Source organism: Streptomyces sp. x-80 (assembly GCF_046549095.1).
Taxonomy (GTDB): domain Bacteria; phylum Actinomycetota; class Actinomycetes; order Streptomycetales; family Streptomycetaceae; genus Streptomyces; species Streptomyces celluloflavus.
In genome coordinates, this window is sequence record NZ_JAJPWM010000005.1 from 424,602 (window position 1) to 442,408 (window position 17,807).

Sequence of the window (17,807 nt, forward strand, 5' to 3'; positions counted from 1 at the left end):
GCGCCCCACCGGTGAGGGGCGAGGCCGTGCCGCGGAGCACCCCCGTGTCCCCGCCGCAAGCGGCCCCGCACCACCCTCCGCGGTGCGCGCCCTTGTCCGTTCAGGCGCATCACGTCCTTCCTGGCGGGGTTGATGACGGGGTTGGTGACGGGGATGGTGGTCACGACGGGCGGCAGGCGCCCTCGCGCGCCGCGTAGCGGCAGCGATCGCTGCCCGAGCCCAGGCTCGCCCCGAACACCCGGAACATGGTGAGCCACCGAAAGGCGAGCGAAGCCGAGAGTGCGTCTCGGGGCGAGTCGACACCGGGGCGAAGTGATCGGCCATCCGCTCTACCAGGACGATCTGTTCGTGGCTTCAGTCAGGCAACCGGGGAACGTTGCCGTGGCCCGGCTGTCCGGCTCAGGGCGCCTGACGCATATAGCTGTGCGGCGTCCGGCCATAGCTTGTCGCGCCGCCCATGGATCCCCTCAGGGAATACCGCTTCCCTGTGCAGTCGGATGAGATCGGCGCGTCTGTGGATCACGATTCCCCCCGTTGGGTCGGCCAATGCTCCGAAGGCATATTCCAATGATGCGCGGCAGGTCGCTCCGGGGTCATTAGCACAGAGACCACTCCCGCTTCGCAATGCGTCTACTCGTTGACGCGGCCGGGTGTCCACACGGCTTGGTGCCGGTAGTCCCTGGGCGGGACGCCGTAGGCGGTGCGGAAGGCGCGGCTGAAGTCGGCTGCGCGGGGGAAGCCCCAGCGGGCGGCGATGGTGTGGATCGGAATGGCCCGCTGGGCAGGGTCGGCGAGATCGCGGCGGGTGCGTTCCAGGCGTTGGCGGCGGACTCTGCCGGCTACCGTGCCGCCTTCCTGCTGGAAGAGGCGGTGCAGGTAGCTGAGGGAGATGTGGTGTGCAGCGGCGATGCTGCGCGGGGTCAATTGGGGGTCGTGCAGGTGTTGTTGGATGAATGCCTTGATGCGCAGGGTCAGGGTGCGCTGATGTGATTCGGGTGGGCGGGCGCTGTCGTCATCGAGGGCGCGGGCGAACACCGCGGCGATCAGATCGATCAGTACCGTCTCCAGACGGGGCCCGTCGGCAGGCTCGTACGACGCGCTGTTTTCGACGATTTGGAGCAGGAACTGGGTCATGAGCGCACCGATTCCCTCGCGCCCCGGCATTCCCTGTCCGAATAGCCGGTCCACCCGGCCTGCCGGCAACGGCAGCAACGCCTTGGGAACGTCCACCCCCATCCCTGCGAAGTACCCGTGATCACCAACGGCGTTCATGTGCAGCTCGAAGATCCGTGAACTGTCGCAGAGATGCAATTCGTAGGGGCTGAACTCGGATTTCTGGTCGTCCCAGGACAGTCGGTTGACACCCGACAGCGGAAGCGCGAGGTGATACTGCTCGGGATCGGACTGGCGGATCAGCTTCGCTGTCCGCTGGAACCGCAACGGGTGGCAGGTCACCGGCCATACGCGAATCGCGCCGAGTTCCAGCACGCGATGATGTGCATCATATTCCGCTGAAAATTTGCTTGTCACCTCTACGGGTGCGTGGGTACGGCCAATGAGCTCACGCCAGACCTCGAACCGATCCGCCGCAGGCAGTTCCTCGCTCCAAAAGACTGTCTCTTTCAGCACGGGCCGGCACCTCGTCTCTCGCCCTCTGTCCAGTACTGGCTCGGCGACGATCCTCACGTTCGACCACTCGGGCAGGAAACCCGCTACGGGTGAGCATGCGATGAACGCCCGATCCGCCTCGGATGCGCACCGTCATCGGCCCGCGGAACCCCTGCGCGCCCCTGGTGACGGGCGGCACAGCGCAGCCGCCGGCACCCCGCCGACCACCGCCGACCACCGCCGCCGAATCCTAGATGAATGAGTCCGGGATTTCGGCTCTGCCTGCCGACCACCGCCGAGGGCAGGCCGGTGTCCTGTGTGCCTGGCGAACCCGAAGACCGGCGAGCGGGAAGTGACGACCGCACGGCTGGAACGCGACCATCGCCTCGTCCGCAGTGGCCAGGCGATCCTCGCCGACAAGGGCTTCGCCGGGCGGGAGTTCGAGGAGTTCGCCACCCAATACCTGGGCATCCCCCTGGTCCGGCCGGACCGGAAGAACCGGCCCGGCACGGCCGACTCGCCCGTGTCCGTCAGCGGATCGAGGCCGTCTTCGACACCCCCAAAGGCCAGTTCAGCCCGGCACGACACGGAGGCGGAACCTCGGCGGGCGAAAACCCCCGGAGACACTGGAGGCACTGGAGACACTGACGAGAGCCCGGACCAGGCCCGGACCAAGCCCGGATACAGACCCTGATCCAGACCCGAACTCCCCTACAGGCGACGGCAGTCGCGTCCCGTACGGGAACGGCGCCCGCCGCCGGACGGGATCACGCCTTCGGGGCGACCTTGCTCAGCCCGTTGATGACGCGGTCCATCGCGTCGCCGCCCGTGGGGTCGGTGAGGTTGGCGAGCATCTTGAGGGTGAAACGCATCAGGAGGGGGTGGGTCAGGCCGCGCTGCGTGGCGATCTGCATGACCTTGGGGTTGCCAATGAGCTTCACGAAGGCGCGGCCGAGGTTGTAGTAGCCTCCGTAGGTGTCCTTGAGGATCTTCGGGTAGCGGTGCAGGGCCAGCTCGCGCTGGGCGTAGGTCTGGCGGGCCTGGGCCTGGACGATGACCTCGGCGGCGATGCTGCCGGACTCCATGGCGTACGCGATGCCCTCGCCGTTGAAGGGGTTCACCAGACCACCGGCGTCGCCGACCAGGAGGAGGCCCTTGGTGTAGTGCGGCTGGCGGTTGAAGGCCATCGGGAGGGCGGCGCCGCGGATCGGGCCGGTCATGTTCTCGGGGGTGTAGCCCCACTCGGCGGGCATCGAGGCGCACCACGCCTTGAGGATCTCGCGCCAGTCCAGCTCCTTGAAGGAGCTGGAGGTGTTCAGGACACCGAGGCCGACGTTGCTGGTGCCGTCGCCCATGCCGAAGATCCAGCCGTAACCGGGGAGGAGACGGTCCTGGGCACCGCGGCGGTCCCACAGCTCCAGCCAGGATTCGAGGTAGTCGTCGTCGTGTCGGGGCGAGGTGAAGTAGGTGCGTACGGCGACGCCCATCGGGCGGTCCTCGCGGCGGTGCAGGCCCATGGCGAGGGAGAGCCGGGTGGAGTTGCCGTCGGCGGCGACGACGATCGGGGCGTGGAAGGTGACCGGGGTCTTCTCCTCGCCGAGTTTCGCCTGCACGCCGGTGATGTGGCCGGTCAGCTCGTGGATGACCGGGGCGCCGACGTTGCAGCGCTCGTAGAGCCGCGCGCCGGCCTTCTGCGCCTGCCGCGCCAGCTGCTCGTCGAAGTCGTCGCGCCGACGGACGAGGCCGTAGTCCGGGTAGCTCGCCAGGTCCGGCCAGTCGAGCTGGAGACGGGAGCCGCCGCCGATGATGCGCAGGCCCTTGTTGCGCAGCCAGCCCGCTTCCTCGGAGATGTCGATGCCCATGGCGACGAGCTGCTTGGTCGCACGCGGGGTCAGGCCGTCGCCGCAGACCTTCTCGCGGGGGAAGGCGGTCTTCTCCAGGAGGAGGACGTCCAGACCGGACTTGGCGAGGTGGTAGGCGGTCGCCGAACCTGCGGGCCCGGCGCCGACGACGATCACATCCGCGCTGTACTCCGAGCGGGGCGTGGTCACCGACTCAGTCACGGGCTGGGTCACGGACTCTGTCACGGACGCGGACTCGGTCACGACGGTTCTCCCGGAAGTCGATATATGGATATCTGGGTGCCGATCGGCACCGGGCACATGCAGTCTATGGGGGCGTTGGTGATCACTTCCTGAAGGGTTGGCTCATGAACAACACACCGCTACCCGCCGTCGAGCTGCGCGTGCCCACCGAAGAGGACGCGCTGAACTGGCACCGGGCCTTCGACGACCCGGACGTCATGGAGTTCCATGGCGGCGCGCCGGCCGAGCTGTCGGTGTACGAGGAACTGACCGCGCGCCAGCGCCGGCACCACGCTGAGCGGGGCTTCTGCCTCTACACGCTGCTCGACCCGGCCGACGGCGCGGTCATCGGCTTCACCGGGGCGCAGCCGTGGCCGCGGGAGTGGGGCCCGGCGGGCGAGATCGAGATCGGCTGGCGGCTCGGCCGCGCGTACTGGGGCAAGGGGTACGCCACGGTCGCGGCGCAGAAGGCGCTGGACGCCGTACGGGAGGCCGGGGTCCGGCAGGTCGTCGCGATGGTGGACGCCCGCAACGAGCGGTCGATAGCCGTGACCCGGCGCCTGGGCATGCGGCACGCGGAGACGCTCCACACGCCGACGTCACAGCGGAAGGCGTACTGCTTCCGGCTGGATGTGTGAGGGCCTCGACGACGTCTTACTGCTTCCGGCTGGACGTGTGAGACGGGGGTGAAGCGGGGGTGAGATGGGGGTGAGGCGGCTGTAGTGGGGCGGGCGCGCGTGGGTGCCGCGCGTTCCGTCTCGGCAGTTGCCTCACACCCCTTCACCCCTGTCTCACGTTTCACTCCCCGTCGTTCCCCCGGGGCGGCCGGGCAGCTGGGCGGCTGAGCGGCTGAGCGGCTGGGCCACTGAGGTCATGGGGCGGAGGGGCCACGGCGGCCGGTGAGTCTCAGGAGGCGGGGCGTGAGCAGCACCGCGCCGTAGGCCGCACGCTTCCCGGCGACGCACTCCCGGTACAGGAGCGTCACCCCAGCGAGTCCGTCCGCTCGCGGCCGTCCGCCCGCGGCCTACTCGGCCGGCTTGGTCCCCCGGTGCAGCGCCACCACACCGCCGGTCAGATTGCGCCAGGCGACCCGGTCCCAGCCCACGCCCTGCATGCGGGCGGCGAGTTCGGGCTGGTTGGGCCAGGTGCGAATGGACTCGGCGAGATAGACGTACGCGTCCGGGTTGCTGCTGACCGCACGGGCGACCGGGGGCAGCGCGCGCATCAGGTACTCGGTGTAGACGGTCCGGAACGGCGCCCAGGTCGGCTCGCTGAACTCGCAGATCACGACCCGGCCACCGGGCTTGGTGACGCGGTACAGCTCGGCCAGCGCGGCATCGGTGTCCTGGATGTTGCGCAGTCCGAAGGAGATGGTGACGGCGTCGAACACCCCGTCGGCGAACGGCAGCCGCGTGCCGTCACCCGCGGTGAAGGGCAGCCACGAGTGCCGCCGCTTGCCCTCCTTGAGCATGCCGACCGAGAAATCGCAGGGCACGACGTACGCGCCGGTCCGGGCGAACGGGAGCGAGGACGTACCGGTGCCGGCCGCGAGGTCGAGCACCCGCTCGGCGGGCCGCGCGGCCACCGCCCGCTGCACCTCCTTGCGCCACAGCCGCGCCTGCCCCAGGGAGAGCACGTCATTGGTGAGGTCGTACCGTGCCGCCACGTCGTCGAACATCGCGGCGACTTCGTGCGGCTGCTTGTCCAGGGATGCTCGGGTCACCTGCCCATTGTCCACCGTGCGGCGGACGGCCCCCGCACCGGGCACGCCCTTGGGGCGGCGGGTGCGGAGTCTGGACGGGGGCGGCCGCATGCCCCCTCGGAACATCCGAGCGGTCCAGCGGTGCAGCGCATCGTGAGCGGCCGAATCGGCCGCCCCCGCAGCCAAGATCATGCCGGGTGGCAACGGCCGTTCCGCTTCCGTTAACACCGCCCTGACGTGCGAAAACGCGGCGTTGACGGCTCCTTGATGAAGATCATCACGAAGTCAGGGGGAAGGGAAAGGGCGAAGGTCCAGGGACGGGCCGGGCGGAGGGAGGGGGAAGACGGACGCCCCGGCAACCCCCGGCAACCCCCGGCAAGACCCTCAGCGGCGGCGGAACACCAGGCGGCCGCCGAGCGCGGTGGCGAGGCAGCTGCCGTCCGCGGCGAAGACGGCGAAATGGGCCGGGCCGCCGACAGCCAGTGTGCGCGGGCGGCGCCCCGGCAGCTCCCACAGTCCGGACCGCTGAACGGCCGTACGGACCGCGGGCCGGGTGAAGGGGCCGGTCAGCGCGGTCGTCCCGGTGGCCAGCAGGCGTTGCAGTCCGCGCCGGGCACTGGCACCCCAGCGGGTCTCGGTCATACCGAGGGCAGCGAGCGCCTCGCCCGTGATCGGCTCGCTGCCCAGTTCACCGGCCTCGCGCGGGTCGGGGTGGTAGGCGGCCTCCAGCAGCGCGGCGCCGTCCGGTTCGTAGCGGCCCGGCGTCAGTACACCGTCCCACTCCCGCAACCTCGCCCGCTCTCCGTACGCCGCGAGCAGCTCCGTATACGGGCCCAGGGCCGCGAAGCGGTCATCTTCGACGACCACCGCGTACCCCTCGGCGTACTCGCCTGCGAACCCGTCGGCGTACTCGTCGTCCGGGCGTGCGTCATCCGGCCGCTCGGCGGGCGGACCGTCCACCACGAGCCGGACGCCGCGCACCCGGTGCAGCGTCAGCACGGCAGCCGGACCTCCGAAGACAGCCCGCATTCCCGCACCGGGTCAGTTCCCTCCGACAACGGGCCACCCTCCGGCCACATGGTCAACTCCCGCCCGTCGGCGTTCAGTTGGCCTCGATGAGCTTCAGCTCCGGGTGGGCCGTGCCGCCCTCGATGGCGGTCGAGGAGAGATGCGAGACGACCTTGTCGTCGACCGGGTCGTTGGCCGGGTCGTCGTGCACGATCAGGTGCTCGTAGGTGGTCGCGCGCTGCGCCGGGACCCGGCCCGCCTTGCGGATCAGGTCGATGATCTCCGTACGGTTGGAGCGGTGCTTGGCGCCGGCCGAGGAGACGACGTTCTCCTCCAGCATGATCGAGCCGAGGTCGTCCGCGCCGTAGTGCAGCGAGAGCTGGCCGACCTCCTTGCCGGTGGTCAGCCAGGAGCCCTGGATGTGCGCGACGTTGTCGAGGAAGATCCGGCCGATGGCGATCATGCGCAGGTACTCGAAGAGGGTGGCCTGCGTCTGGCCCTTGAGGTGGTTGTTCTCCGGCTGGTAGGTGTACGGGATGAAGGCGCGGAAGCCGCCCGTACGGTCCTGGACGTCGCGGATCATGCGCAGGTGCTCGATGCGCTCGGCGTTGGTCTCGCCGGTGCCCATGAGCATGGTGGAGGTGGACTCGACGCCCAGGTTGTGCGCCGTCTCCATGATTTCCAGCCACCGCTCGCCGGACTCCTTCAGCGGCGCGATCGCCTTGCGCGGCCGGGCCGGCAGCAGCTCGGCGCCGGCGCCCGCGAACGAGTCGAGGCCGGCGGCGTGGATCCGGCGGATCGCCTCCTCGGGCGTCACCTTGGAGATCCGCGCCATGTGCTCGACCTCGGAGGCGCCGAGGGAGTGGATGACCAGCTGCGGGTACGCCTTCTTGATCGCCGAGAAGTGCTTCTCGTAGTACTCGACGCCGTAGTCCGGGTGGTGGCCGCCCTGGAACATGATCTGGGTGCCGCCCAGCTCGACGGTCTCCGCGCAGCGGCGCAGGATGTCGTCGAGATCGCGGGTCCAGCCCTTGGCGGTGTCCTTGGGCGCGGCGTAGAAGGCGCAGAACTTGCAGGCCGTCACGCAGACATTGGTGTAGTTGATGTTGCGCTCGATGATGTACGTCGCGATGTGCTCGGTGCCGGCGTAGCGGCGGCGGCGCGCGGCGTCGGCGGCGGCCCCCAGGGCGTGCAGCGGAGCGGAGCGGTACAGGTCGAGCGCTTCCTCCGGCGTGATGCGGCCGCCCTGCGCGGCGCGGTCGAGTACGGACTGGAGGTCGGCGTTCTCGGTCACCGGGGCGTCCCTTTCGGAGGCGGGCATAACGACCGAACCAGCCTACGCCAGGGGTATGACAGCCCCGACAGCCCCGGTCACGGCCGGGCGGGTGCCGCCCCGCCGGCCCCCTGGTGAGTACGGATACCGCCCCGCCGACTCCACGGACCACTCGGCCGGTTCCGGGCCGGGCTCGGACGTTTGGTGACGTCGGACGTTTGGTGACGTCGGACGTTTGGTGACGTCGGACGTTTGGTGACGTCGGACGTTTTATGACGCACGTCATGTCCGGCCCCGGCAAACCCGTGACCCGCTTTCCGCATCAAACAGGGCGTAAGTCGTCCATCCTGCCCGTCGGGGCAGCGCGATCAGCCGGAGTACGCCCGTGCCTCACTCCCCCGATGAGCAGCCCCCGTACGGCCTGCGTCAGGAGCACCGTCCCGTGCGCCGCAGACCGAAGAAGCGGCTGTTCCTGATCGGCGCGCTCATCGCGGTCCTGGGGCTCGGCTCGGTCCCCGTGCTGAACCATTTCGACGTCTTCTCCGACAACGGCGACCCGATGTCGTTCAACCAGCCGACCCCGGACGGCGGCGGGCGCATGGTGCAGAGCGCCGCCCACGACCCGTCGGTACGGATGCCGACCGGGCCGCAGGCGGAGTTCGTCACCGCGAACACCCTCGACGACGGCACCAAGATCGGGGTGACCACGCTCCACGGGAAGAAGTCCAGGTTCACCGGCCAGGTGTGGGTGTGGGCGCCGAAGGAGTACTACGAGGAGCGGTACCGGGACAGCGCGTTCCCGGTCCTGATCGCGCTGCCCGGCGGCCGCGGCTACCCGATGAACTACTGGATGGGCACCAATCTCAAGCTCCAGGAGACGGTCAGTGAGCTGGCCGGGCAGGGCAGGAGCAAACCGTTCATCGTGGTGATGCCGGTACTGAATCCGGACAAGAAGTACTACTACGACGGCAGTGACATACCGGGGCAGCCGAAGATGGGCACCTGGATGTCCGACGACGTCCCCGACTTCGTGAAGGCCAACTTCCGGACCTTCACCACGCGCGACGGCTGGGCGTTCATGGGCTCCTCCTCCGGCGGGTTCGTCGGCCTCAAGCAGGTGCTACAGCACCCGGACCGGTTCAAGGCCGTGATCGCCAGCGGCCCGGACACCCGGCCGGACTCGCCGCTGTGGCGCGGCCACCCGAAGGAGATGCAGGCCAACAACCCGGAGCGGCTGGCCAGGCAGCTCGCCACCCGGCGCGGCGCCCCGGACGTGTACATCCAGTTCCAGATCGGCACCAAAGAGGGCGGCCGGGCGAACCTGGAGCGCTTCATCCAGCAGTACGGCAAGGGCCCGGTGCACGCCTCGCTCCGGGTCATCCAGGGCGGCGGCCACAACGCCAAGGGCTACATCCAGGGCATGCGGGAGGGCTCCCTGGAGGCGATCAGCAAGGTCCTGCGCGGCCCGACGCCGTCGGACGGATAGCCGAACCGACGCCGTCGGACGGACAGCCGAGGAGAGACAGCCGGCCCGGCGTCGGGGGCGCGCCCCCGATACGTGGCCGGGACGTCCCCCTACGGGGCCGAAGGAGCACGGGATCACGGAGCTGCGGGACCAGACCGGGCCTGACGCCGGGCCCGGCCCCGGTCCTGGCGCCCGAGGCCCCCAGGAACCCTGGCCCTGGGGCGTGTCTCTTTGATGGGCTGGCCGGTCGATCGGATGCGTCTGCCCGGTCAGGGGTCCTGACTCACCGGACGGTGCCTGGGCGATGCAGCCTCGGGGGCTCATGGCGGTTTGTTCATCCCGCAGGTATGGCTCGTGTCCCCGGTGCGGTAGGTATCCGGCTTCTCATGTCGCCGGCGCCCGGATCACCGCAGGCCGGCGAAGACGTGCCGGACGTTGTCGGTCATCACGGAGGGCGTCAGGGCACGTTCGTAGGTTTCGGCCGCATCGGCACCCGTCATCACCCGGGTCTGCCAGCCACGCTCCGCGAGCCGCTCGGCCGGGCTGGGACGCTGGTCGCCGTGCAGCAGGTCAGCGAGTTCGACGCCCATCGCGACCGCGTTCTGCTCCATCACCGGATCGTCCAACACCTGGCCCATGTCGAAGAAGTACTCGGCCGCGAGGCGGCTGCCCGGTGCCGAGAGCCGGTGGACCTCGTGCAGAAGGTGTTCCTCGGCCTCGGGCGGGAGGTAGGGCAGCAGCCCCTCGGCAAGCCATACGGTGGGGCGGGAGGTGTCGAATCCGGCACCTTCCAGGGCCGTGGCCCAGTCGTCACGAAGGTCCACACCCGTCGGCCGGTGATCGCACTGCGGCTCGGCCCCGGCCTCACGCAACACCCGCAGCTTGAAGTCCAGTACGCGCGGCTGGTCGATCTCGTGAACGACTGTGCCGGCCCGCCAGTCAAGCCGAAAGGCCCGGGTGTCCAGGCCGGAGGCCAGGATCACGGCCTGCGTGACACCGTCCTTGGCCGCGCGCAGAAAATGATCGTCGAAAGCCCGGGTTCGCACGGCGATGTAGTCGGTCATGTCCGTCCAGGTTTCGCTGTCCCGGTCCCGTGCGTCCCTGGCCTCCTCGACGGTGGTCGGCAAGGGAACAGGGTGTTGTGCCGCGGCGACGAACCGCGCGGCGTAGGGGTCCTTGATCAAGGGGGCCGGGCGGCTGGTCTCGACGGCCCTGGCCGCCGCCACCGCCAGCGCGGTGATACCGATTCCGGTCACGATGTCCCACTGCTGGTCGCTACGCACGAGCGCCTCCATGATCACCGGACCGCGCCCGCGCAACGGTGATCGTCACCGATAGCGACACGGCCACTGAGCGATTGGCATGTTAGATGCCCCATACATACTTCCGCCAGGGCACACAGTGAGCCATCAGCCTTACGAGGTATCCGAATTGCTCGGCGGCTGCCCCATCGGACCAATCACGGGTCAACGAGACAGGCTCCAGGCCGCTCTGGGCCGGCTCTAGGCCCCGAGCAGCTTCACGTTCACATCCGCCGGGAAACCGGTCGTCGGGCCGACCCGGCGGGCGAACTCGGTGACGCCGCGCAGCTGGTCGGGGCCGAAACGGAAGTCCAGCGTGGTGAAGTAGCGCGCCAGCACCGTCTCGTCGAAGGTCTCCCAGCGGGCCGCCTGCTCGGCGACCTTGGTGACCTCTTCGAGCGACAGATCGCGGGAGGCGAGGAACGCCTCGTGGACCTTCTCCACGACCTGCGGCTCGCGCTCCAGGTAGTCACGCCGGGCGGCCCAGACGGCGAAGACGAACGGCAGACCCGTCCAGTCCTTCCACATCTGGCCCAGGTCGTGCACCTCCAGGCCCAGCCGCGGGCCGTCGTGCAGATTGGCCCGCAGCGCGGCATCGCCGATCAGCACGGCCGCGTCCGCCTCCTGCATCATCAGGCCGAGGTCGGGCGGGCAGGTGTAGTAGTCGGGGCGGACGCCGATCTTCTCGGCGAGCAGCAGCTGGGCCAGCCGGACGGACGTCCGCGAGGTCGACCCGAGGGCGACCCGGGCACCGTCCAGCCGGTCCAGCGGCTTCTGCGAAACGATCACGCAGGACATCACCGGACCGTCGCAGCCGACCGCGAGATCGGGGAAGGCGACGAGGTCATCGGCGGCGCGCAGGAACTCCACGAGGGTGATCGGCGCGATGTCGAGTTCCCCGCGCACCAGCTGTTCGCTGAGCTTTTCCGGGGTGTCCTTGGTGAGCTCCAGATCGAGCAGGGTGCCCGTACGGGCGAGGCCCCAGTAAAGGGGCAGGCAGTTCAGGAACTGGATGTGGCCCACCCGCGGCCGGCTGCGACGGTGGTCGGCCGCGGCTCCCGCGGGTGCGTCTCCGAAGGTTGAATTGTCCACATGCGGAGGCTAGACCCGCGCTCTGTGATCCGACGCGGCGGGGGGCCGCTGTGGCTGGTGCGGCGGTCCGTAGATGGCCCCGCAGGATCCCCGTTAAACGTGATCTTTGGCTCTTCCACCTCAGGAGCGCCACATGCTACGCTCAGCGCAAGTTGCAGTTTGGTTTCCCTTGCAGTACAGAGCCTGCGGAGCATGTGACCCGCAGGCTTTTGTAGTTTTCAGACTTGTTTGCAGGTTCTGGAGCAGGGCAACCCTTTGGCCCAAGGAGGGCTTATGGCTACCGGAACCGTCAAGTGGTTCAACGCTGAAAAGGGCTTCGGCTTCATCGCCCAGGACGGCGGCGGCCCGGATGTCTTCGTCCACTACTCGGCGATCAACGCCTCTGGTTTCCGCTCCCTGGAGGAGAACCAGCAGGTGAACTTCGACGTCACGCAGGGTCCGAAGGGCCCGCAGGCGGAGAACGTTACGCCGGTCTGAGTTGCCCGGTCCGACCATTCCAGGTCGACTTAGCAATACCTAAGGAGCCCCGCTCCTCCACTTCGGTGGGGAGAGGGGCTCCTGCCTTTGTCCGGGGCTGTCCCTGATGTTCCCCCTGGTGTTCCCCGGATGTTCCCCTGGCGTTCTCGTCGCGCCCGCGCCATTCCCCTGTTGCCCCGTCGCGCGCTCTGCCCGGCAGCGGATGAGCCGGCACCCGTCGCGGATTAGCTTTCTAGAAATATCCCCTAATTAAATGTGCTTCTGCTCTGCGTCGGCCGGTACGGCGGATCAGATCTTGGAGACGGTCGGCGTCGACGGACGACAGCCGGTGGCCGCGCCGCCGCCCGGCACCGGACCCCCTACCTCACGCCCCTCCAGTCTTCCCCATCCTTCCCCATCGAGTGCTACTTTAGGGACTCATACGGTAGATGGGCGTCGCCGGTGGCCAGGCGCCGCGGGTGCGGGTCAGGACGGTGTGGACGGTATGGCGCAGCAGCACTACTACTCGGCGGAGCAGGTGGCGGACCTGCTGGGGCTACATGTCAGAACCGTGCGGACCTATGTGCGAGACGGGCGGCTGAAGGCGACCCGGGTCGGCAAGCAGTACCGGATCACCCGCGAGGACCTGGCGGCGTTCACCGGCGCCGCCGCCCCCTCGCCCGTCCGGGGAGCGCCCCATGCCGAGGTGTCCAGCATCGTGCAGATCGACGCAATCGACCCCGAGGAGACGATCCGCCTGACCAACACGGTCATGGCCGCGGTCGGGGTCCGGAAGGGCGGCGAGACCGGTGATCGCCTGCGGGTCGAGAGCGTCTACGACGAGGAACGGGCCACCCTCAAGATCATCGTGCTGGGCGGCCTGGACACCACGGCGGAGCTGCTGAAGATCATCCGCGCGCTGACCGAGGAACAGGACTGAACGGCGCCGGGGACGCGCCACCCCGGGGATGAGATGCCGAGAACGCTCCGCCCCGGGATGTGAGCGGCACCACGGCGCCTGCGCCGAGGGCACGCACCTCTTGCGTGCGCGGCAGCGCCACACCTTCCTGGACGACACCACGCCCTCCTGAACGATTGGAACACCACCCCATGCCTGACGCACTCCAGCACCTCGGCGGCATACCCGTCTTCGTCTGCGCGGCCGACGGCGCCCCGCTGCGGGACGAGCGCGCCGCGATCGATGTGATCGGCAATGCGTCCTACCAGGGCGCCGCCTGGGTGGCGGTCCCGGTCGGCCGGCTCACGGACGACTTCTTCCGGCTGCGTACCCGGCTCGCGGGCGACATCGTCCAGAAGTTCGTCAACTACCGCATGGGGCTCGCCGTCGTCGGGGACATCTCCGCGCACACAGACGCCAGCACCGCGCTGCGGGACTTCGTCCGCGAAAGCAACCGGGGCACCCAGACCTGGTTCGTGCCCGACACCGAGGCGCTGCGCACCCGGCTCGCACAGGACTGACCGGGCGGGAAGCGGACGGAAAACAGACGGCGTACGCGCACCCGGGCCGCGGCGACCACCGGCGTGAACGGCCGGCAGTCGTCAGCGTGAGCGGCCGGCAACCACCGCCGTGAACGGCACGGGCACCGGCATGCACGGACGGCGACCACCGGCGCGAGCGACCCACGGCCGCCAGAACTTCATGCAGGCCCGCGTTCTCCTCTCGGAGAGCCATATGCTGAACCCGCAGAGCGGCATCAAAATCATCCGGCACACCACGCTGGACGATGAAATGCGCGTCAAGTACGAGAAGTTGCTGGACGAGTACGTCGCAGAACTCTTCCGCAAGAAGAACACCGCGTCACAGCAGTCCGCGCCGCAGCAGCCGGCGTCACAGCGGTCCGCGCCGCAGTAGCCCCTGCCGCACCTGCCGATGGGTGGCCCGGCCTCGGTCGGGCCACCCACCAGCGGCTATGTCAGGGACGTGTACGTCAGAGACCGGCGAGCCGTTCGAAGGGGAACGGCGGCTGGGCCAGCGGACGTACCGCGAGCCGGGTGAGCGGCAGCGCGTTGTCATCGCCCGCGGTCCGGTTGGCGTGCAGGACGCCACAGCCGGTGCAGCGGTGGACGATCACCCACTCGCCGTCCCCGCGTACGGAGATCGCGAGCGGCTCCATGCGCGCCCCGCAGTCCGCCGCCCGGTCGCCGGGGGTGTCGTCGAGGTGACGGCTCCACAGGCAGTTGGGGCAGTGGTTGCGGTGGCTGGTGCCCACGGCGCTCATGGAGATGTCGAGGCCGCACTGGAGACAGCGGAAGGACTGGGCGCGTGCCGACGCATACGTACGCGCCCGTTTGGTGGGCTTGCGGTTCATGTGAAGTGGACTCCTGGCGTGCTGCGTTGACGAATGGACCATGTCGAACGCCGCTCGTCGCCGAGGAGTACGGCCGCGGTCAGCCGTGCCGTACGGGCAGTGCCGCCGGTGCGGACCGTCCTCGATGACGAGAGCCGTTCCGCGACACCTGGGGCATAAAACGCCACCTTTCACACACGGGCCCGGCCCGGCGCAGGGCCCCGCAGTCCACCGTCGATGAAAGCCGGTGCGGGGCCGTGCGGCAATCGATTTTCCGCGGGACCGCCACACTGTCCGGGCGTCGGCCGTCCCGCTCCGGACGGGGACGACACGAGACCCCGTGCCGCCTCCCCCACAGAGGTGACACGGGGATCCAGTCTGACGCGCCGGGGGTCCTGACTCCAGAGCACGGGCGGGACCTTCTTACCCCGGAGTCAGATAATTTCGTACGGCGTTCCGTCTGCGGTGCTCCGGCTCCTCCGCTCCGCCGCCGCTACTCCGCCAGTCCGCGGGTCTCCTCGATGAAGTCGCGGATCACCGCCGCGTTCGGGACGGATATGGCAAAGGAGCTCGGCCCCTTGGGGGCGCCCGCCTGCTGTGTGAAGCGCAGGAGGACATCCGAAGTGGGGCTGACTCTCGTCTCCTTGAGCTGGGACCAGTCCAGCAGCACCGGGGGCCGGTCCTTGTCGGCGGCGGGGAAGAGGATGCCGGCGCGAGTGACGATGACCGGCCCCACACGGGCCTCGCCGTTGGCGTCCAGGGCCGCGTTCAGCGACTCGAACAGCCGCGGGCGGATCTCCTCCTCGATCGTCGAGGCCAGGTCCGACTGCCGCAAAACGTGCATCAGCACGATCGGGGGCTTCCCGTCCGACGGCCAGATCGTGAGATGCCCGTACCGGACAGTGCTCTGGACGCCTCCGCTCTTGAACTTCACGTCGGACTGTTCGTACACCTGTCGGCTGGCCTCGACGTCCTCCCAGAGCAGTGTGACGGGGTACGCGTTGGTGTGGACGAAGAGCAGCCCCTTGTCGTACACGAGGATCATCCGTATCCCCGTGCGGGGTGGAATCCGGCGCAGGCCCACGATGGTGCCGACGGCGATGACGGCCAGCACGGGGACGTAGAGCAGAGGCGACTTCAAGAGCTCGTACGCCAGCACGGCGATCATCATGAACGGGACGACCAGCCACTCCGTGTGGCGCAGGCGGTGGCGGACGCGGTAGACGTCCCACCGCTCGCCCAGACCCTTGCGGTCGGCCACTGTGTCGTACTCTTCCAGCTTGCCCACGGCTGTTCCCTCTTCTCCTGTGTGGTGCGCGGCGTGGTCCGCCCCCACGCCATCCGGCGCTCACCGAGAAGGATGCCGTTGATCACCAGACGGTGACCAGCTGGTCGTTCTGTTTGACGCAGGTCTGGTCCTTCGCGGGCAACTTGCCCGTGGCCAGGTAGGCGTTGACCCTGTCGTCCACACAGGCGCTGCCGTACATGCCGTAGATCGCGTGCCGGTTGGCGCCCTTGAGGGTGAGCAGCTTGGAGCTCGGCAGCTTGTGGTGGAGTGCGACGCTGCCCGTGTAGGGGGTGCGCGGGTCGCCGGTGGCGGCCACGATCAGCGCCGGGGTGTCGCGTCGCACCTGGACGGGCTCCTCGCGGGGCCGGTCCAAGAAGGCGCACGTGCCGATGTTGTTGGTCAGCGGGCCGAACAGCGGGTGCGCGGCGCGGCTGCGCTCGATGTCCTGCCAGTACTGCTCGGGGTCGCGCGGGGCGGCCACGTCCCCGCACAGGATCGCGGACTGGATGCTGCCGGTGGGCGAACCCTCGCTGGTGAATCCGAGCCGCAGGACACCGGCGAACTCCTGGGACAGCCGGGCCGGCTGCTGCCCGTCGGCGGCCTTGGCCAGTACGGACACCCGCTCACCGAGGGCCTTGCGGTCCGCCTCGGTGTCGCTCGCGACCCCCGCATTGATGACGACGGGCACCTGGGACGAGTCCAGTTGGTAGACGTCGGGGGCGGTGCCGACGGTCAGCGGGCGGCGTGCGGACGCCTGGACGATGCGGTTCACGGTGGCGAGCACCTCGGCGCGGGTGCGGCCGAGACCGTAGGTGTCCTGGCGTGCGGCCGCCCAGGTCGCCCAGTCGGCGAACGCCTGGTCGTTCTCCTTCTCGACGCCCTTGAACAGGCGGGGGTTGTAGCGGCTCGGGTCGAGCGCCCCGTCGAGCACCACCCGGTCGTAGCGGCCGGGGAACATCTGGGTGTAGGCCGTGCCCAGATAGGTGCCGTACGAGTAGCCCAGATAGGAGAGCTTGCGTTCGCCGAGCGCGCCGCGGATGACGTCCATGTCGCGGGCCGTGTTGCGGGTGGTGATGTACGGCAGCACCTTCCCGTTGGTGGCGCGGCACTTGTCGGCCAGGCCCTTCTGGAAGGCGACCTGGCGCTCGAAGCTCGCCCGGTCGGGACCGGCCGAGCGGATGGCGGGGCCGCTGGACCAGCCGCAGTCCAGGGCGTTGCTGCGGCCGACGAAGCGCGGGTCCATGCCGATCAGGTCGTAGAGCGCGCCGGCCTCCTTCATCACCGGGCGGATCTGCGCCGGGACGGTGAGGCCGGACCCGCCCGGACCGCCGGGGTTGAGGAGCAGCGGGCCGACCCGGTGGCGGGTGTCGGTGGCCTTGATCCGGGATATCGCGACGGTGAGGGTGCGGCCCTTGGGGTCGGTGTAGTCGAGCGGGACGGTCACATCGGCGCAGCGCGCGCCGGTCTTCGCCAGCTCGCGGCCCGGTGCGTCGTCCGGGCCGAGAACGCAGCTGCGCCAGTCGAGGCGCTGGCGGTAGTAGCGGTCGAGGCCGGTCCCGGATGCCGCCGCGCCGCCGTCACTGTCCGGGGCGGCCGTGTCGGCGGTGGCTGTGGCGGGGGTGGCTGTGGCGGGGGTGGCTGTGGCGGGGGTGGCTGTGGCGGGGGTGGCTGTGGCGGGGGTGGCTGTGGCGGGGGTGGCTGTGGCGGGGGTCGCGGTGAGGCAGGCGGTGAGGGCGAGGCCCACGGCCGAGGCGCGGCGCGCGGCGGCTCTGAGGGTGGTCACACGGTCTCCTTGGGTGGTGGTGCGGTCGGTGACACGGAGGGTGCAGGTGACACGGAGGGTGCAGGCGGCATGGAGGATGCCGGTGGCACGGAAGCGCCGGCTGCACGGCATCCGGTGGCCGCGACGGCGAGGGGGTGTCGTTCGGCACGTCCGGTGCCGGTCGCGGTGCGGCCTGGCGGGGTCAGTGCCGGGCCTTCGGATGCCGCGCCCGGACGAGTGCCGGGCCGGACGGGTGCCGGGCCGGTCGGGTGCCGGGCCGTCGCCCGTCCGTCCCGAGCATCAGCCTTCCACCGCACCTGACCTCGCATCATCACTCTGCGGCAGGACCGGCCCGTACCGCATCGGCGTTAGCCCCTCTACGGGCCATGACACCTGAGGCGTACAGCGGCGGCCCCGCCCTACCGCAGGAGGCGGAGCCGCCGCGCGTACCCAGCCGGC

The 17,807-nt window shown here is 69.6% G+C and carries 16 protein-coding genes; 6 read left to right on the forward strand and 10 right to left on the reverse strand.

Annotation, left to right across the window (positions count from 1 at the left end; all coding sequences use genetic code 11):
* Positions 1-630: 630 nt before the first annotated feature.
* Both ACLJWH_RS12650 and ACLJWH_RS12655 read right to left on the reverse strand, forming a co-directional pair.
* Entirely contained in the window at positions 631-1,629 is a 999-nt protein-coding gene (locus ACLJWH_RS12650) for a helix-turn-helix domain-containing protein (protein WP_411141721.1), read from the reverse strand.
* Positions 1,630-2,375: 746 nt separating this feature from the next.
* Positions 2,376-3,659, reverse strand: coding sequence for a geranylgeranyl reductase family protein (locus ACLJWH_RS12655; RefSeq protein ID WP_411141722.1), 1,284 nt, complete (start codon positions 3,657-3,659; stop codon positions 2,376-2,378).
* A gap of 158 nt (positions 3,660-3,817) precedes the next feature.
* On the opposite strand from ACLJWH_RS12655, the gene ACLJWH_RS12660 reads away from it, so the two are divergent.
* Complete coding sequence (locus ACLJWH_RS12660) at positions 3,818-4,330, forward strand: GNAT family N-acetyltransferase (RefSeq protein ID WP_411141723.1); 513 nt, start codon at positions 3,818-3,820, stop codon at positions 4,328-4,330.
* 386 nt (positions 4,331-4,716) lie between these two features.
* Here the strand turns inward: ACLJWH_RS12660 and ACLJWH_RS12665 are convergent, their stop codons facing one another.
* From ACLJWH_RS12665 to mqnC, 3 genes are all read right to left on the reverse strand, one after another.
* Positions 4,717-5,415, reverse strand: a complete 699-nt coding sequence (locus ACLJWH_RS12665) for a demethylmenaquinone methyltransferase (protein ID WP_052856279.1) — start codon at positions 5,413-5,415, stop codon at positions 4,717-4,719.
* A 363-nt stretch (positions 5,416-5,778) separates the two neighbouring features.
* Positions 5,779-6,393, reverse strand: a complete 615-nt coding sequence (locus ACLJWH_RS12670) for an imidazolonepropionase-like domain-containing protein (RefSeq protein WP_411141724.1) — start codon at positions 6,391-6,393, stop codon at positions 5,779-5,781.
* A 103-nt stretch (positions 6,394-6,496) separates the two neighbouring features.
* Complete coding sequence (gene mqnC, locus ACLJWH_RS12675) at positions 6,497-7,696, reverse strand: cyclic dehypoxanthinyl futalosine synthase (protein WP_411141725.1); 1,200 nt, start codon at positions 7,694-7,696, stop codon at positions 6,497-6,499.
* Between the two features lie 421 nt (positions 7,697-8,117).
* On the opposite strand from mqnC, the gene ACLJWH_RS12680 reads away from it, so the two are divergent.
* Positions 8,118-9,161, forward strand: coding sequence for an alpha/beta hydrolase (locus ACLJWH_RS12680; protein ID WP_411141726.1), 1,044 nt, complete (start codon positions 8,118-8,120; stop codon positions 9,159-9,161).
* Positions 9,162-9,544: 383 nt separating this feature from the next.
* Here ACLJWH_RS12680 and ACLJWH_RS12685 read toward each other — a convergent pair whose 3' ends face one another.
* Entirely contained in the window at positions 9,545-10,423 is an 879-nt protein-coding gene (locus ACLJWH_RS12685) for an SAM-dependent methyltransferase (RefSeq protein WP_411141727.1), read from the reverse strand.
* Positions 10,424-10,642: 219 nt separating this feature from the next.
* Positions 10,643-11,533, reverse strand: coding sequence for a menaquinone biosynthetic enzyme MqnA/MqnD family protein (locus ACLJWH_RS12690; protein WP_411141728.1), 891 nt, complete (start codon positions 11,531-11,533; stop codon positions 10,643-10,645).
* A 273-nt stretch (positions 11,534-11,806) separates the two neighbouring features.
* Here ACLJWH_RS12690 and ACLJWH_RS12695 point away from each other — a divergent pair, with 273 nt between their 5' ends.
* From ACLJWH_RS12695 to ACLJWH_RS12710, 4 genes are all read left to right on the forward strand, one after another.
* Positions 11,807-12,010 carry a cold-shock protein gene (locus ACLJWH_RS12695; RefSeq protein WP_003984261.1) on the forward strand — a complete coding sequence of 68 codons (204 nt, stop codon included), beginning with the start codon at positions 11,807-11,809 and terminating at the stop codon, positions 12,008-12,010.
* Positions 12,011-12,494: 484 nt separating this feature from the next.
* Positions 12,495-12,929: a helix-turn-helix domain-containing protein gene (locus ACLJWH_RS12700; RefSeq protein WP_411141729.1), complete on the forward strand. Its 435-nt coding sequence runs from the start codon at positions 12,495-12,497 to the stop codon at positions 12,927-12,929.
* A gap of 170 nt (positions 12,930-13,099) precedes the next feature.
* Positions 13,100-13,468, forward strand: a complete 369-nt coding sequence (locus ACLJWH_RS12705) for a DUF4180 domain-containing protein (protein WP_411141730.1) — start codon at positions 13,100-13,102, stop codon at positions 13,466-13,468.
* A 214-nt stretch (positions 13,469-13,682) separates the two neighbouring features.
* Positions 13,683-13,862 (forward strand): hypothetical protein, encoded by a 180-nt coding sequence (locus ACLJWH_RS12710; RefSeq protein ID WP_411141731.1) that lies wholly within the window; start codon positions 13,683-13,685, stop codon positions 13,860-13,862.
* 76 nt (positions 13,863-13,938) lie between these two features.
* Here ACLJWH_RS12710 and ACLJWH_RS12715 read toward each other — a convergent pair whose 3' ends face one another.
* From ACLJWH_RS12715 to ACLJWH_RS12725, 3 genes are all read right to left on the reverse strand, one after another.
* Positions 13,939-14,319 carry an RNHCP domain-containing protein gene (locus ACLJWH_RS12715; protein ID WP_411141732.1) on the reverse strand — a complete coding sequence of 127 codons (381 nt, stop codon included), beginning with the start codon at positions 14,317-14,319 and terminating at the stop codon, positions 13,939-13,941.
* Positions 14,320-14,791: 472 nt separating this feature from the next.
* Complete coding sequence (locus tag ACLJWH_RS12720) at positions 14,792-15,586, reverse strand: hypothetical protein (protein WP_411141733.1); 795 nt, start codon at positions 15,584-15,586, stop codon at positions 14,792-14,794.
* Positions 15,587-15,668: 82 nt separating this feature from the next.
* Positions 15,669-17,369 (reverse strand): alpha/beta hydrolase, encoded by a 1,701-nt coding sequence (locus tag ACLJWH_RS12725; RefSeq protein ID WP_411141734.1) that lies wholly within the window; start codon positions 17,367-17,369, stop codon positions 15,669-15,671.
* Positions 17,370-17,807: the final 438 nt, after the last annotated feature.

Coding starts and splice junctions, on each gene's coding strand:
- ACLJWH_RS12660 (WP_411141723.1), top strand. CDS start 3,818: ATGAACAACACACCGCTACCCGCCGTCGAGCTGCGCGTGCCCACCGAA.
- ACLJWH_RS12705 (WP_411141730.1), top strand. CDS start 13,100: ATGCCTGACGCACTCCAGCACCTCGGCGGCATACCCGTCTTCGTCTGC.
- ACLJWH_RS12700 (WP_411141729.1), top strand. CDS start 12,495: ATGGCGCAGCAGCACTACTACTCGGCGGAGCAGGTGGCGGACCTGCTG.
- ACLJWH_RS12710 (WP_411141731.1), top strand. CDS start 13,683: ATGCTGAACCCGCAGAGCGGCATCAAAATCATCCGGCACACCACGCTG.
- ACLJWH_RS12695 (WP_003984261.1), top strand. CDS start 11,807: ATGGCTACCGGAACCGTCAAGTGGTTCAACGCTGAAAAGGGCTTCGGC.
- ACLJWH_RS12715 (WP_411141732.1), bottom strand. CDS start 14,319: ATGAACCGCAAGCCCACCAAACGGGCGCGTACGTATGCGTCGGCACGC.